This window comes from Flavobacterium sp., from assembly GCF_049318185.1.
GTDB lineage: Bacteria > Bacteroidota > Bacteroidia > Flavobacteriales > Flavobacteriaceae > Flavobacterium.
Window position 1 is genome coordinate 1 of record NZ_JBMOGV010000068.1, and the last position, 11,965, is coordinate 11,965.

Genomic DNA, 11,965 nt, shown 5'->3' on the forward strand with positions numbered 1-11,965 from the left:
CTATACTTCCATTAGTACAAGTTATTGCAGGGTTAGCAGCGTTTATATTTTCGGTTTTATCAATTATTAGAATTATAAAAAATTGGCATGAAAAAAATTAAAGAAAATTGGCAATCAAAACTAAGCACTATAATGGGGTTTATAGTTGCGATTTCAACTGCATGGATAACTATTGATTGGACATCATTCGACATACAAAAAGAATATCCAAAATTGATTTTAAGCGCACTAATTGCAGTGGGTGGGTACATGACTAAATTGAACACGAAAGTAAATCCATAACTTGACAAATGACAAATATAAGTAAACACATAACTTTACAAGAAGCAACCGAGAGTGCAACTGCCTTGAGAATGGGCATTAAGAACGTACCTAATGAACTTGAATTGGAAGCAATGAAGTATGTTGCAGAAAACTTATTTGAACCTATTAGAGAATGGTATGAAAAGCCGATAAAAATAAACTCATTCTTTAGGTGTGTGGTTTTAAATAAAGCGGTTAAGGGAAGTTTAACAAGCGGTCATGTATTAGGCAATAGTATTGATATTAGTGGTGGCAATAAAATAGAAAATAAAAAGCTATTTGATTTTATTAAAACAAGTGGCTTAGAATACGACCAACTGATAAATGAATACGATTATACATGGTTGCATATTTCACTTAAAAAGACTGGCAATCGTAAACAAATTTTAGTAATAAAATAATGATTATAATACTATCTTTTTTAGCAGCAATATGTAATTGTATAATGGATGGAATTGCCCATTATGACAAATACAATAGGTGGGGTTATTGGTGGTCAAAGAATGCTTATTATGGTGCTAAATATGTATTTGCAAATAAACACACGAAAATACCAAAGTGGTTTATAAATCAATTTTTAGTAATGTTTTTAGATGCTTGGCATTTTAGTAAGTTAGTAATGATTTTATTATTTTTTACCATGGTTGGATTTTATGGAAGTTGGGAGATAGGCATTGCAGGATTTTTTATTTATCAAATAACATTTATCTTATTTTATGGAAAAAAAACTTGATGAAGTAGATATTGAGAGAGCGAGATTAGTTGAAATTATAAAACAAAAATATATAGTTAAAGAACTAAAAAAAAATGAAACACCAAGACTTAAAACCAAAAAAAAATGAAAAATATTATTTCAATTGACATTGAATGGTTACTTAAAAAAAACAATGATTTAAAATTATTAGTTTTATATAAATTAAAAAAGAAACGCAAATGAAAAACTTATTTTACTTATTATTGTCATGTATGCTCTTTCAATCGTGCTTATATACCCAAAAAAGCGCAATTAAGAAATTTTGCGTTAAAGATACACTCCTAATTGAAACTATAATACATGATACAATCATTGTCGATTCTATTCAAGTTGATACATTTTTTAGCGAAAACATTGACTCGGTTTTTGTTACTAAAAATAAAATTGAAATTCGATATTTAAAGCGCAATGGTGTTGTTTATTTGCAAGGGAAATGTAAAGGCGATACGATATATTATACTAAAACAATATTTCAAAAAATACCTTGCATTAATCCAAAATTAATATGGTATAAACAACTGGGTGCTGATTATTGGTATATTTTACCAATTATATTTTTAATCTTTTTATCAATAAAATACTTTCATAAATTATTAAACAATGGATAAGATAATATTAACTGCGAGCAATGGCACAATTAAACACACGATTGAACTTCCATTTGATGCTGGAATTGATGACTTGTTTAACTCATTTAAATCCTTATTAATTGGATTAACATGGAGCAATTCAACAATTGATAATCATATAGTAGAATTAGCTGATTCGTACATACCCGATATTGTATTAAATACCACTCATTAAACCCAATTATACCCGATAATGTATGAAAGATTATAAAATATATTACGAATTTAATGGAAGGAAAATGTACACTATTGTTCGTGCTAAAAATGTTGAGGATGCAAAAAAGCAAATTAACGATAGATTACACTTTATCGAAATTGATGACATCACAAAGCCCGATAAAGATGTTGAATTTCTTATGAATTTATTCAAAATGAAATAATGTCAAAGTTTCGCCCACGAGTAACAGAAGAAGAGTGGCAAATCCTACAATTATTCAGGGCAGAAAAGGCAGCTAAGGTATTCAATGGGGTTAAAGAAATTACCGATGGCTTAGATATTGATAATACAACAGTTAAACACTTATGGGTTAAAAATAAAACTGCGAGTTTATTTGTAAAAAATCCAAACTTTATCGCAGAAAACCATGCACAACAAACCGATTTTAAGGCAGAATTAATTGAAGATTTAAAACAATATTCGCCTAAGTTTCCTAAGTTAGAAAGGATTGAAAATAAAGACTCTTATTTATTGGTTTTAGATCCTGCCGATATACACATAGGTAAACTTTGCAGTGCATTCGAAAGTGGCGAAACTTACAATAACCAGGTTGCGGTTCAAAGGGTACTTGAAGGAGTTAAAGGAATATTGCAAAAGGTTAGTTCATTTAACATTGATAAAATATTATTTATTGGAGGTAACGACATTTTACACATTGACAATCCAAATAGGACAACAACAAGTGGAACTTCACAAGATACAGATGGAATGTGGTTTGATAATTTTTTAATAGCAAAACAATTATATGTTGATGTTTTAGAACTATTAATCGGAGTTGCTGATGTTCATTTTACCTTCAATCCTTCCAACCACGATTACACTAATGGCTTTTTTTTAGCGCAAGTAATTGAAACATATTTTAAGAATTGTGAAAATATCACATTTGACTGCTCAATTGCACATAGAAAAGGTTTTCAGTATTATAATAACCTTATTGGAACAACACATGGCGATGGTGCAAAACAACAAGATTTACCTTTGCTAATGGCGCAGGAATTTAGTAAGGAATGGAGTGAAACAAAACATAGGTACATATATACTCACCACGTTCATCATAAAACAAGCAAGGATTACATAGGTATAACAGTTGAAAGTTTAAGGAGTCCGAGTGGAACTGATAGTTGGCATCACCGAAATGGCTACCAACATGCACCGAAAGCAGTTGAAGGGTTTTTGCATTGCAAAGACAATGGGCAAATTGCACGAATAACACATATATTTTAATGATAAGTAATTTTCAAATTTTAGGGCAAACGATTGAGGTAATTATTGACAATAAATATTGCCACAAACACAAATGCTATGGGAAGTTCATACCATTTGAAAATAAGATAATTATTGCAACTAAATTTAAACGCAAAAATGTTTGGGTTGACTACAAACACGAGATAATTGATGCAACATTTTACCATGAATTGATGCATTGCTTGTTGTTTTTTGCTGATTCTAAAAGTTGGTTAAATGAAAAATTAGTTGAGAAGTTAGGTAATTTCCTTCATCAATACGAAATAAGTAAGTCGCAAATTTAGGATATATTTGCGACAACAAAACATAATATTGCATATTGCAATATGCAATAAACCTCGCCAAAACTACAAAAATTATTAAGTAATGGCGAAGTTGGTATAATACCAAGTAGTATAATTCAAGCCTAAATATTAACTTATTTGGGTTTTTTTATTTAATAATTAAAAATAAGTGCATTGAAAATCAAACACTTAAAAAATAATTGCAGTTTTATAAATTATTAGTTTTGTATTTACAAAAAATATTGTAGATTTGTAGGGCAATAAAGCAATAACAATTATGAAAGCAAAGATTCACATTACAGGGCAAATAGGAGGTAATTATAAACTCCTAAGTAAGTTAAACAATGGTACAAAAAAAGAGGGTATGTTTAATAGTTTTTTTTTAACCTTTGATTCAGTAGGAGAAGGTAAGAAAGCAATGAGAGAGGCTTATAAATACCTTAAACAAGAGGAAGAATTAAATTGGCATGATAGGTTAACTAAAGATTGTTCAGTTTTAACTTATGATTCAAGCAAGGCAGTTTTAACAACGTATCACAATAACGAAAACTAACATGAACCGCACATCAAAAATAATAATCACAATTGCACTGGCTTATACGCTGGTGCAATTAATTAGAGTAATAATAATTATAATAATTAAATAAAACAAAATGAAAGCAAAAGATTTATGTAAATGTTTTAAAAATATAATGCCTAATATTTATTGGATCACTTATAGTGATGAAAGTAATATCACACAAAAAATTAGAGTTATGCCACATTTTTTAATAAAAAACGAAAGGCAAAGAATTAATAATTGCCCTCAATGTGGATTATATGTAAGAAGTATTGAATTAAATGAAAACGAATATAAAGAATTATCAAAATAAACACAATGGAAAAAAGCAGATTAAAACCCTACATAGCAGAACAACTGCTGAAGAAAGAAAACGAAAAAAGAACCTTTAAAATTGCTATGCACTTTGACATTGCATTGGCATCATTAAAGGCAGCTATCACAAGACAAGCTGAGTATCTCACTACACCTGCGTATGAAGTGCAAATCAAAAAAGCATTAGGCATTCCGAGCAATGTTAAAATTAGCGAAATTTACACACCTAACGAGGAATATTTAAGCAAACACAACTAACATGATAGAGATTACAAAATGGTTTAATTCACTCTTTACCGAGATTAAACAAAACGAAAAAACAAAAGTTTCTAAATTAGAACACTTAACAAACCGCTACCACAAATTATGTAGACTTAGAAACCTTGCAATTGACCAACACAATTATTGCAAAGTGTACCAAGCCAATAGACTTATTTCACAATTAACCAAAACATTAAACAAAATTCACGCAACATATTTATGGAACTAATAATTTATAGAGATATTCAAGCAGAGTCAATTGGATTGATTCGCCAAAAGATTGAAAAGCATGGTGATGAATATCATTACATCCAAGTTACAAATAAAATTGAAGGTAAAATATTTCCAACTTTAGCCAGTGCAATGGAACATTATTTACAAGATGGAATTGATGTAAAAAAAGCATTGTATAACATGGGTTTATCATTTACTGAATTATGAGCAAAGAAACCGCAGTAGAATGGTTAATAAATGAATTAACTGTAATAGATTTTACAGATCCATTTTGGAAAGAAAAAATAGAACAAGCCAAAGAAATGGAAAAGGAGCAGATAATTGATGCATATGAAGAAGGTTACTTGCAATGTACAATTTATGGTCTACCTCAAAAAAGTAGAAAACATTATGAAACTTCAGAACAATATTACAACGAAACATACAACAAATGAGATTAGAAGAAATATATAAGCTAAACGAGCAGCTAACTGAAAGTTTAAAATCTATTCAGGATTTGAAAGAAGAAAAATTAATAGCACTTAGCAACATTGAACACTGGAGCAGCCACGAAGATTTATTCGGAAACTTGCAACAGGCAATAATGCGAATCTTAATAATTGATTCTAAAATGCTAAATGAAGAAAATAAAATAATTAGAATAATTGAACAATTAAATTTAGAAATATAATGTACCAATCAGAATCAATAAAAGCAATTGCACAAGCCTTAGTTAAGGCACAAATGTCAATGTCAGATGCTAAAAAATCAGCATCAAATCCATTCTTTAAGTCAAAATACGCTGATATAAACTCAGTGCGTGAGGCATGTATTCCTGCACTAAACGAAAATGGAATATGTGCTATGCAGCCAACAGTTACAATTGATGGGAAACCTTATGTTAAAACTATTTTATTGCATGAATCAGGCGAATGGATTGCAGGGTATACAGAAATAATATGTGGTAAACAGAATGATGCTCAAAGCCATGGCAGTGGATTGACTTACGCTCGTAGATATGGGTTACAATCTATGACAAATTTAGGCAGCGAAGATGATGATGGCAATGCAGCAAGTAAGCCACAACCACAAAGCAATAATGAACTGCCCTGGATAAGCGATAAGCAAGTGGATGCAATGGTAGAACGCATTAAAGCAGGCGAACAAGGTATAATTGAAAAAGCAAAACAAGCCTTTAAGATTTCAAAAGCAAACATGGATAAATTAATAAACGCAAAATAATGATACAAAAAACAAAAAATTACGGACAATTTATATTTTTAGAAAAAAATAGAGCTATTGCAAAACCAAGAATTTTAGCATTAGAAAAATCAATTAAACAAGTTGGATTTATTGATTCAAGACCAATTATAGTATCACCAAAGATGGAGATAATAGATGGACAAGCAAGATTTGAAGCATTAAAAAAATTAAACATGGAAATAACTTATCAAATTGAATATGGTGATAAGAATGAATTAATGGTAATTTTAAATAAGGCACAACAATCATGGCAATTTAGAGATTATGTTGATTTTTATGCAAATGATAATGTTACATTTTACAAAAAAGTAAAAGAAATAAGTGAAATAAAAAGTTTACAAACAAGCAATGCACTTGTTATTGTTGCAGGTACAAAAGTACCTGGTGATAAAGTTAAAATCGGTTATGAATTTCAAATAAATCCATTTGCTAACGAGATAGTTAATTTTTTAATTAAGGCATCACTAACATTGCCATATTGGAAAACACATAAATTTGTATATTCAATTGTAGAATTATTTAAAAAAACAAATACAAAGCAAAGAGATATTTTATTAAAAAAAATACCAACTATTCCTCAACAAGTAACAGTTAGTGATTATTTATTTTATTTTGAAAATATTTTAAATAAATACAAAAAAAAAGATGATTTAAAAATTAAATTAATAAGCGCAAAATAATGGAAACTGCAATGACAACAGTAAGGCAATTGCCCGAAACAAAACAACAAATAGAAACCTTTGCTCATCAACTTGAGCAAGGGTTAATAAAAGGTGAAATAATACCAACAGATCTACTACGATTCCAAAAAGCAATGGAGAAAGTATTTGAGAAAATTAAACCGATACTTATTGAAAGTGCAATAGTAGAAGTTGAACACTACGAAAAAAACCCCATTATAAAAGGTGCTGAGTATTCAATTATAGAAGCAGGTGTAAAATACGATTATAGCGTTTGCAATGATGCTAAATGGAACGATTTGAGCCGAGAGATAGAAAGTATAAAGGAAAAATTAAAAGAGCGTGAAACTTTCTTAAAATCAATTAAAGAAAAAATCGAAATAATTGATACCGAAAGTGGTGAGTTAAACGTAATTTATCCATGTATTAAATCAAGTACAACCACATTAAAAGTAACATTTAAATAATGGAAGCAGCAATAAATTTTTACAAGGCAGATGTGCAATTGAAGTCAAAAAAACTATTAAATGATGAATTGGTAGTTGATGAAATTAAAAAGATAGTTATTGAAAACACTGGTATAACCATTAATCAACTACATGATAAAACCCGGGTCAGGAAAATAGCCAAAGCAAGGCAGCTATTTCAGTACTTGGCATATAAATACACCAGTTATTCATTGAGTTATGTTGGCAGTTTATTGGGCACTAATTATGACCATACAACTATTTTAAATTCAATATACATAATTAACGATATATTATTTTTAAAGGATAGAGATAGATACTATACGACTGTTAAAAGTGCAATTGAGCAGTTAGAATTGAAAACCAATAAACGTAAACGAGAAAAGCAAGACCGCAATAATTACACGAAATATGATATATAGAGACCATTTTCAGAATTATAAAAGTTATGGAATACCAAAAGCGCAATTAATAATAGCTGATATTCCATATAACTTAGGAAACAATGCTTATGCTTAAAATCCTGCATGGTATAAAGACGGTGATAATGCAAATGGCGAAAGTGCATTAGCTGGCAAAAGTTTTTTTGATACAGATGAGGATTTTAGACCTGCTGAGTTTATGCACTTTTGTAGCACGATGTTAAGAAGTGAGCCAAAAAAAGAAAAAATAGAAGGTGAATCACGACAAAAAAGCGAAGCACCATGTATGATTATATTTTGCGCCTTTGACCAACAAATGTATTTAATTGAACTTGCTAAAAGATACGGATTAAATAATTATATAAACTTGGTGTTTCGTAAAAACTTTTCAGCGCAAGTATTAAAAGCCAATATGAAAGTAGTTGGTAATTGTGAATATGGATTAGTTCTTTACAGAGATAGATTGCCTAAATTTAGAAATAATGGTAAAATGATATTTAATTGTATTGATTGGCCTCGAGATGGTGAAAGTGAAAAAATACATCCAACACAAAAACCAGTTGAATTATTAAAGACTTTAATAACTATATTTACAGATAAAGGCGATGTAGTAATTGACCCATGTGCAGGCAGTGGAAGTACTTTAGTAGCAGCAGAAAGATTGAATCGAAAAGGTTATGGATTTGAAATAAAAAAAGAATTTTATACTAAAGCTAATCAATGGTTGCAGGAAGAAAAACAAATAAATAAAGATATAAAAGAATTTGGATTCCAAAAATCAAAAATGGAAAAGCAGCAGCCTACATTATGGACAATTTAAAAAATAATTTGTAATTTAAAATAAAAGTTTATATTTTCAGTACAATTAGTTGAGGTCGAAGCCAACTAACATAAATCGAATTTTCACCTCCAATCGAAAATATAGATTAAACCCCCTTTTAGCTTCGACCTAATTGGGGGTTTTTTCGTTAAATTAATTATTAATAATGAATTATCAATCAATGCCATTTGGCAAATTTAAAGGCACTTTAATTAAAGAATTGCCAACAAACTACATTGCTTATGCTTTAGAATCATTTGAACTTCCTGATGAATTAACAGGGAAATTAAAAGATGAAATTTGTGAAAGATTATATTTATTTCCAAAATCAATACCTTTAGCCAAAAATTTTAATGATGTGTACAGAAAGATGGCAGTAAAATACCACCCTGATAGGGGTGGAAGTGGTATTGAAATGAAAGTTTTAAATGAGTTTCGTGATTTATATTTTATTGATGTTCCATTTTAATTATGCGAAAAGGATTTAATTTTTATCGCAGCTATTTTGAAGTATCAATGGAATTAAAAGATAGTGAATTTATAGACTTTATAAAGGCAATACTTCAAAAACAATTTAATGGAATTGAACCAACTAATTTAAAAGGCATGGCTAAGTTTGCATACTTAAGCCAAAAGCATTCAATAGATAGTCAAGTTAAAGGTTATGAGGATAAAACCAAATCAAAATTAGAACCTATGCAAGGGGGTTCGGAAGGGGGTGCGATAGGGGGTTCGGTACAAGAGAAAGAGAAAGAGAAAGTACAAATAAGTAATAAAGTAATTAAGTTGCCTTTTCAAGAAACTGAAATATTTGATAAGGCTATTTTTAAATCTGAATTTTCTGAATGGAATAATACAAAGTTAGCTTATTATTATAATGCAGCATTAGCTTATTCAAATGAAGGTAATAAATATGTTAATTGGAAATCTGCTATAAATAGTTGGGCAAAGCGTGATGAGTTGCAAGGCAAGTTAAAATTTGAACAAGGTATTGACACCAAGAATAAAACAATCATTTATTAACATGGCAGTAATAACACGATTGTTCGATATAAATGAAAAGGTATTGAAACTTAGAGAAAATAGCACCGATGAACTTTTAAGTACTGGCTTTAAAACTTTAGATAATTTTTATACTGTTAAACCAACAGGAACAACAATTATTTATGGTTATCCTAAAATGGGCAAAACAGAATTTTTATTTCAATTGCTAATTAGTTTAAGTTTAAATTATGGTAAAAAACATTTAATTTATTCTCCTGAAAGTGGATCTGCTGCTGAAATATATTCTGCAATTATACATGGTTTAACTGGCAAAACATTTGACAAACGATACCATAATTATATTACTGAAGAAGAATATTTTAGAGTGCAGCCATTTGTTCAAGACCATTTTATTGTTGCTGAAGATACCGATGAACAAGGTCTAAACTTTGATGAATACATAAAACTTGTTAAAAATTGCAAAAAAGATTATAAGATTGCAACAAGCACCATTGACAATTGGAATGACATTGAACATGAAAGTTATAGCAATGTATCGGATTATTTAAAACGTAAATTGCCAAAGTGGAATAAATTAGCGTTAACTCAAAACATACATAGCTTTTTAATTTGCCATGCTAAAAATCCAATAGGTTTAAAAAATGGTGAACTACCAAAAGCACCAACACCATACGAGATTGATGGAGGTGCTGCATGGTTACAAAAGGCATATAACATGATTTGTATAAATAGAGATTACATTGAATTGAATGGTGATGTGCAATTAGGGAATGAAGTTGATGTAATTATTCAAAAGGTAAAACCTCGCATAGTTGGTAAAACTGGAATATGTAAACTTGATTATGATTGGATAAGAAAATGCTATTCAGAAACAATTGATGGGCAAATTTACTATATTGAAAGTCCATATAAAGAAAGCTACAAAGCACCAACAAAACCAAGTGCTGCAATTCAATCAGCAATTAATTATGATGCACCATTTTAGTTATGGATTTAAATAAATTAAGACAAGAACATGAGCAGTTGAATAAATTGCAAACAGAAAAATACAAAAAGTTGCAAGATTTAATGTATAAATATTGCGAATTTACAAACATAGAAACGCAACAAGAACCGAACTATGCTTTTTTATGGCAAATAAATAGCTTTATAAGTGATTTTGAAACAAAAGTAATACAAAGTATAGGCGAAAGAAAAATAACCGCTGAGAACCACTTAAAAACACTTTACGAAATTCAACAACAATATGGCAAGTATTATTTTGAATCCATAATTTATCGCACTAAGGTTGCAGAATTAGAACGGAATCAGTTTAAATTCATGGAGAAAATTAAGGAACTTGAAAAAGAAAACACAATTTTAAAAAAACAAATTGAATTTTAATTATGGAAAAAATAAAAGAATATACTGCCAGTGAAATAACTGCAATTGCAATTTATGATTTAAAGCGATTAGGGTATAACGTGTGGCGAAATAATAACTTAGCGGTTAAAGGTAGAGCGTTTATCGGTAAACGTGGAGTAGCTGATATAATTGGAATTACTAAACAAGGATTGCATGTGGAGTGCGAAGTTAAAAAGTTGGGTGATAAATTAAGCAAGGGACAAATTGAACATTTAACAATGATAACTGATTGCGGTGGGTTAACATTTATTGCCCATCAGGAAAATAAAAAGATATTGCTAACCCCTTTTTTAGATTATATAAAAATTTTAATTAACTGATATTTAAACAAATAAAAAATATAATATTAATAATTAATAAATATAATTTAGTATTGCACCTAACGTATCGGTACGGTAAATTAAACGAAAATGTCAAAAGGAACAAAAACAGTAAAATCTCTTTCCCTAACAGTAACTTATAGAGTTGGTTACGGAGGAGTAAAAATGCCAAAAGAAATTTATGAGCAACTATTAAAAGCTGCTGAAAATGGCGATGAAATTGAAATGCACAAATACCCCGATGTAGCCGATTGGATGTCATCAAATGTTAGGGAAAGAGATTGTATGGACTGGAAAGCTGAAATAGATGACCTGTCGTAGCACTTGCCACTAACGTTTTGCAGATAGGCGATGTGGCGGATTTTGAAACACAAAACTATCTGTAAGCACTGAACTTGATTTGAAAACGAGAACTTAATATTAAGCGAGAACCCCGCCATATTGCCTATGTGCTGTTATAGGTAGGTTTTCTTAAACAAAAGTAAAATGAAACAAGAAATAACATTAGAACAATACCTTAGATTAGGTGGTAAATTAGACAAAGTAAATTGGAGTGACTCCTACTGTGATTATGGAGACCATAACAGAGGTGCAAAAGTAGTGTCTTACGAAGACAAAGGTGAAAAGGGTGGACACGACACACCACTATTTCATTTTACTTTTGATAATGGTAGAACTGATAGATACGCTATTGGTTGGATAAAAATGAAAGTCGATTTTGTGCTTTCTGAAACTTACCTATAACGTTTTCGGGCTTGGCGAAGTGGCTTTTGTGCGTTGGCTTGTGTGTCGGAAAGCCATTTT

Annotated in this window: 25 protein-coding genes; all 25 read left to right on the top strand. The window is 29.9% G+C overall.

Translation table 11 applies throughout. The features are described 5' to 3' along the window. Window positions 1–87 precede the first annotated feature (87 nt). Window positions 88–282: a hypothetical protein gene (locus ACOYLT_RS07420; RefSeq protein ID WP_422853230.1), complete on the top strand. Its 195-nt coding sequence runs from the start codon at window positions 88–90 to the stop codon at window positions 280–282. 8 nt (window positions 283–290) lie between these two features. Next, entirely contained in the window at window positions 291–704 is a 414-nt protein-coding gene (locus ACOYLT_RS07425) for a D-Ala-D-Ala carboxypeptidase family metallohydrolase (RefSeq protein ID WP_422853231.1), read from the top strand. Then, entirely contained in the window at window positions 704–1,036 is a 333-nt protein-coding gene (locus ACOYLT_RS07430; RefSeq protein ID WP_422853232.1) for a hypothetical protein, read from the top strand. The genes ACOYLT_RS07425 and ACOYLT_RS07430 overlap by 1 nt, the downstream gene beginning before the upstream one ends. A 621-nt stretch (window positions 1,037–1,657) precedes the next feature. Further along, the gene (locus tag ACOYLT_RS07435) at window positions 1,658–1,861 is read left to right on the top strand and encodes a hypothetical protein (RefSeq protein ID WP_422853233.1); all 204 of its coding nucleotides are present in this window, start codon (window positions 1,658–1,660) and stop codon (window positions 1,859–1,861) included. Window positions 1,862–1,883: 22 nt separating this feature from the next. Beyond that, on the top strand, window positions 1,884–2,066 hold the full coding sequence (locus tag ACOYLT_RS07440) for a hypothetical protein (RefSeq protein ID WP_422853234.1): 183 nt from the start codon (window positions 1,884–1,886) through the stop codon (window positions 2,064–2,066). Continuing rightward, complete coding sequence (locus ACOYLT_RS07445) at window positions 2,066–3,127, top strand: hypothetical protein (protein WP_422853235.1); 1,062 nt, start codon at window positions 2,066–2,068, stop codon at window positions 3,125–3,127. The genes ACOYLT_RS07440 and ACOYLT_RS07445 overlap by 1 nt, the downstream gene beginning before the upstream one ends. Then, the gene (locus tag ACOYLT_RS07450; RefSeq protein WP_422853236.1) at window positions 3,127–3,432 is read left to right on the top strand and encodes a hypothetical protein; all 306 of its coding nucleotides are present in this window, start codon (window positions 3,127–3,129) and stop codon (window positions 3,430–3,432) included. The genes ACOYLT_RS07445 and ACOYLT_RS07450 overlap by 1 nt, the downstream gene beginning before the upstream one ends. 277 nt (window positions 3,433–3,709) lie before the next feature. Beyond that, entirely contained in the window at window positions 3,710–3,985 is a 276-nt protein-coding gene (locus ACOYLT_RS07455; protein ID WP_422853237.1) for a hypothetical protein, read from the top strand. A 100-nt stretch (window positions 3,986–4,085) separates the two neighbouring features. Next, window positions 4,086–4,304 carry a hypothetical protein gene (locus ACOYLT_RS07460; protein ID WP_422853238.1) on the top strand — a complete coding sequence of 73 codons (219 nt, stop codon included), beginning with the start codon at window positions 4,086–4,088 and terminating at the stop codon, window positions 4,302–4,304. A gap of 5 nt (window positions 4,305–4,309) precedes the next feature. Continuing rightward, window positions 4,310–4,564 carry a hypothetical protein gene (locus tag ACOYLT_RS07465; RefSeq protein ID WP_422853239.1) on the top strand — a complete coding sequence of 85 codons (255 nt, stop codon included), beginning with the start codon at window positions 4,310–4,312 and terminating at the stop codon, window positions 4,562–4,564. A 222-nt stretch (window positions 4,565–4,786) separates the two neighbouring features. After that, complete coding sequence (locus ACOYLT_RS07470; protein ID WP_422853240.1) at window positions 4,787–5,008, top strand: hypothetical protein; 222 nt, start codon at window positions 4,787–4,789, stop codon at window positions 5,006–5,008. Continuing rightward, window positions 5,005–5,235 carry a hypothetical protein gene (locus tag ACOYLT_RS07475; protein WP_422853241.1) on the top strand — a complete coding sequence of 77 codons (231 nt, stop codon included), beginning with the start codon at window positions 5,005–5,007 and terminating at the stop codon, window positions 5,233–5,235. The genes ACOYLT_RS07470 and ACOYLT_RS07475 overlap by 4 nt, the downstream gene beginning before the upstream one ends. After that, window positions 5,232–5,471: a hypothetical protein gene (locus tag ACOYLT_RS07480; RefSeq protein WP_422853242.1), complete on the top strand. Its 240-nt coding sequence runs from the start codon at window positions 5,232–5,234 to the stop codon at window positions 5,469–5,471. Before ACOYLT_RS07475 ends, ACOYLT_RS07480 begins: the two co-directional genes overlap by 4 nt. Then, window positions 5,471–6,022 (top strand): ERF family protein, encoded by a 552-nt coding sequence (locus ACOYLT_RS07485; protein WP_422853243.1) that lies wholly within the window; start codon window positions 5,471–5,473, stop codon window positions 6,020–6,022. Before ACOYLT_RS07480 ends, ACOYLT_RS07485 begins: the two co-directional genes overlap by 1 nt. Further along, window positions 6,022–6,723 carry a ParB N-terminal domain-containing protein gene (locus tag ACOYLT_RS07490; protein WP_422853244.1) on the top strand — a complete coding sequence of 234 codons (702 nt, stop codon included), beginning with the start codon at window positions 6,022–6,024 and terminating at the stop codon, window positions 6,721–6,723. Before ACOYLT_RS07485 ends, ACOYLT_RS07490 begins: the two co-directional genes overlap by 1 nt. Then, on the top strand, window positions 6,723–7,190 hold the full coding sequence (locus ACOYLT_RS07495; RefSeq protein ID WP_422853245.1) for a hypothetical protein: 468 nt from the start codon (window positions 6,723–6,725) through the stop codon (window positions 7,188–7,190). The genes ACOYLT_RS07490 and ACOYLT_RS07495 overlap by 1 nt, the downstream gene beginning before the upstream one ends. Beyond that, window positions 7,190–7,612 (top strand): helix-turn-helix domain-containing protein, encoded by a 423-nt coding sequence (locus ACOYLT_RS07500; protein WP_422853246.1) that lies wholly within the window; start codon window positions 7,190–7,192, stop codon window positions 7,610–7,612. Before ACOYLT_RS07495 ends, ACOYLT_RS07500 begins: the two co-directional genes overlap by 1 nt. A gap of 217 nt (window positions 7,613–7,829) precedes the next feature. After that, entirely contained in the window at window positions 7,830–8,432 is a 603-nt protein-coding gene (locus ACOYLT_RS07505) for a DNA-methyltransferase (RefSeq protein ID WP_422853247.1), read from the top strand. A 166-nt stretch (window positions 8,433–8,598) separates the two neighbouring features. Next, window positions 8,599–8,901, top strand: a complete 303-nt coding sequence (locus ACOYLT_RS07510; protein WP_422853248.1) for a putative quorum-sensing-regulated virulence factor — start codon at window positions 8,599–8,601, stop codon at window positions 8,899–8,901. A gap of 2 nt (window positions 8,902–8,903) precedes the next feature. Then, complete coding sequence (locus ACOYLT_RS07515) at window positions 8,904–9,455, top strand: DUF6291 domain-containing protein (RefSeq protein ID WP_422853249.1); 552 nt, start codon at window positions 8,904–8,906, stop codon at window positions 9,453–9,455. Window position 9,456: 1 nt separating this feature from the next. After that, a complete protein-coding gene (locus ACOYLT_RS07520; protein ID WP_422853250.1) occupies window positions 9,457–10,422 on the top strand; it encodes a hypothetical protein in 966 nt (321 codons plus the stop codon). 2 nt (window positions 10,423–10,424) lie between these two features. After that, window positions 10,425–10,820 (top strand): hypothetical protein, encoded by a 396-nt coding sequence (locus ACOYLT_RS07525; RefSeq protein WP_422853251.1) that lies wholly within the window; start codon window positions 10,425–10,427, stop codon window positions 10,818–10,820. A 2-nt stretch (window positions 10,821–10,822) separates the two neighbouring features. After that, window positions 10,823–11,161, top strand: coding sequence for a hypothetical protein (locus tag ACOYLT_RS07530; protein ID WP_422853252.1), 339 nt, complete (start codon window positions 10,823–10,825; stop codon window positions 11,159–11,161). 90 nt (window positions 11,162–11,251) lie between these two features. Then, window positions 11,252–11,482, top strand: coding sequence for a hypothetical protein (locus tag ACOYLT_RS07535; protein ID WP_422853253.1), 231 nt, complete (start codon window positions 11,252–11,254; stop codon window positions 11,480–11,482). 165 nt (window positions 11,483–11,647) lie between these two features. Then, window positions 11,648–11,905 carry a hypothetical protein gene (locus ACOYLT_RS07540; protein WP_422853254.1) on the top strand — a complete coding sequence of 86 codons (258 nt, stop codon included), beginning with the start codon at window positions 11,648–11,650 and terminating at the stop codon, window positions 11,903–11,905. Window positions 11,906–11,965 lie beyond the last annotated feature (60 nt).

Bases quoted from the DNA above. Each gene is read 5' to 3' on its own strand.
- ACOYLT_RS07420 (WP_422853230.1), top strand. From the start codon at position 88: ATGAAAAAAATTAAAGAAAATTGGCAATCAAAACTAAGCACTATAATG.
- ACOYLT_RS07425 (WP_422853231.1), top strand. From the start codon at position 291: ATGACAAATATAAGTAAACACATAACTTTACAAGAAGCAACCGAGAGT.
- ACOYLT_RS07430 (WP_422853232.1), top strand. From the start codon at position 704: ATGATTATAATACTATCTTTTTTAGCAGCAATATGTAATTGTATAATG.
- ACOYLT_RS07435 (WP_422853233.1), top strand. From the start codon at position 1,658: ATGGATAAGATAATATTAACTGCGAGCAATGGCACAATTAAACACACG.
- ACOYLT_RS07440 (WP_422853234.1), top strand. From the start codon at position 1,884: ATGAAAGATTATAAAATATATTACGAATTTAATGGAAGGAAAATGTAC.
- ACOYLT_RS07445 (WP_422853235.1), top strand. From the start codon at position 2,066: ATGTCAAAGTTTCGCCCACGAGTAACAGAAGAAGAGTGGCAAATCCTA.
- ACOYLT_RS07450 (WP_422853236.1), top strand. From the start codon at position 3,127: ATGATAAGTAATTTTCAAATTTTAGGGCAAACGATTGAGGTAATTATT.
- ACOYLT_RS07455 (WP_422853237.1), top strand. From the start codon at position 3,710: ATGAAAGCAAAGATTCACATTACAGGGCAAATAGGAGGTAATTATAAA.
- ACOYLT_RS07460 (WP_422853238.1), top strand. From the start codon at position 4,086: ATGAAAGCAAAAGATTTATGTAAATGTTTTAAAAATATAATGCCTAAT.
- ACOYLT_RS07465 (WP_422853239.1), top strand. From the start codon at position 4,310: ATGGAAAAAAGCAGATTAAAACCCTACATAGCAGAACAACTGCTGAAG.
- ACOYLT_RS07470 (WP_422853240.1), top strand. From the start codon at position 4,787: ATGGAACTAATAATTTATAGAGATATTCAAGCAGAGTCAATTGGATTG.
- ACOYLT_RS07475 (WP_422853241.1), top strand. From the start codon at position 5,005: ATGAGCAAAGAAACCGCAGTAGAATGGTTAATAAATGAATTAACTGTA.
- ACOYLT_RS07480 (WP_422853242.1), top strand. From the start codon at position 5,232: ATGAGATTAGAAGAAATATATAAGCTAAACGAGCAGCTAACTGAAAGT.
- ACOYLT_RS07485 (WP_422853243.1), top strand. From the start codon at position 5,471: ATGTACCAATCAGAATCAATAAAAGCAATTGCACAAGCCTTAGTTAAG.
- ACOYLT_RS07490 (WP_422853244.1), top strand. From the start codon at position 6,022: ATGATACAAAAAACAAAAAATTACGGACAATTTATATTTTTAGAAAAA.
- ACOYLT_RS07495 (WP_422853245.1), top strand. From the start codon at position 6,723: ATGGAAACTGCAATGACAACAGTAAGGCAATTGCCCGAAACAAAACAA.
- ACOYLT_RS07500 (WP_422853246.1), top strand. From the start codon at position 7,190: ATGGAAGCAGCAATAAATTTTTACAAGGCAGATGTGCAATTGAAGTCA.
- ACOYLT_RS07505 (WP_422853247.1), top strand. From the start codon at position 7,830: ATGTTAAGAAGTGAGCCAAAAAAAGAAAAAATAGAAGGTGAATCACGA.
- ACOYLT_RS07510 (WP_422853248.1), top strand. From the start codon at position 8,599: ATGAATTATCAATCAATGCCATTTGGCAAATTTAAAGGCACTTTAATT.
- ACOYLT_RS07515 (WP_422853249.1), top strand. From the start codon at position 8,904: ATGCGAAAAGGATTTAATTTTTATCGCAGCTATTTTGAAGTATCAATG.
- ACOYLT_RS07520 (WP_422853250.1), top strand. From the start codon at position 9,457: ATGGCAGTAATAACACGATTGTTCGATATAAATGAAAAGGTATTGAAA.
- ACOYLT_RS07525 (WP_422853251.1), top strand. From the start codon at position 10,425: ATGGATTTAAATAAATTAAGACAAGAACATGAGCAGTTGAATAAATTG.
- ACOYLT_RS07530 (WP_422853252.1), top strand. From the start codon at position 10,823: ATGGAAAAAATAAAAGAATATACTGCCAGTGAAATAACTGCAATTGCA.
- ACOYLT_RS07535 (WP_422853253.1), top strand. From the start codon at position 11,252: ATGTCAAAAGGAACAAAAACAGTAAAATCTCTTTCCCTAACAGTAACT.
- ACOYLT_RS07540 (WP_422853254.1), top strand. From the start codon at position 11,648: ATGAAACAAGAAATAACATTAGAACAATACCTTAGATTAGGTGGTAAA.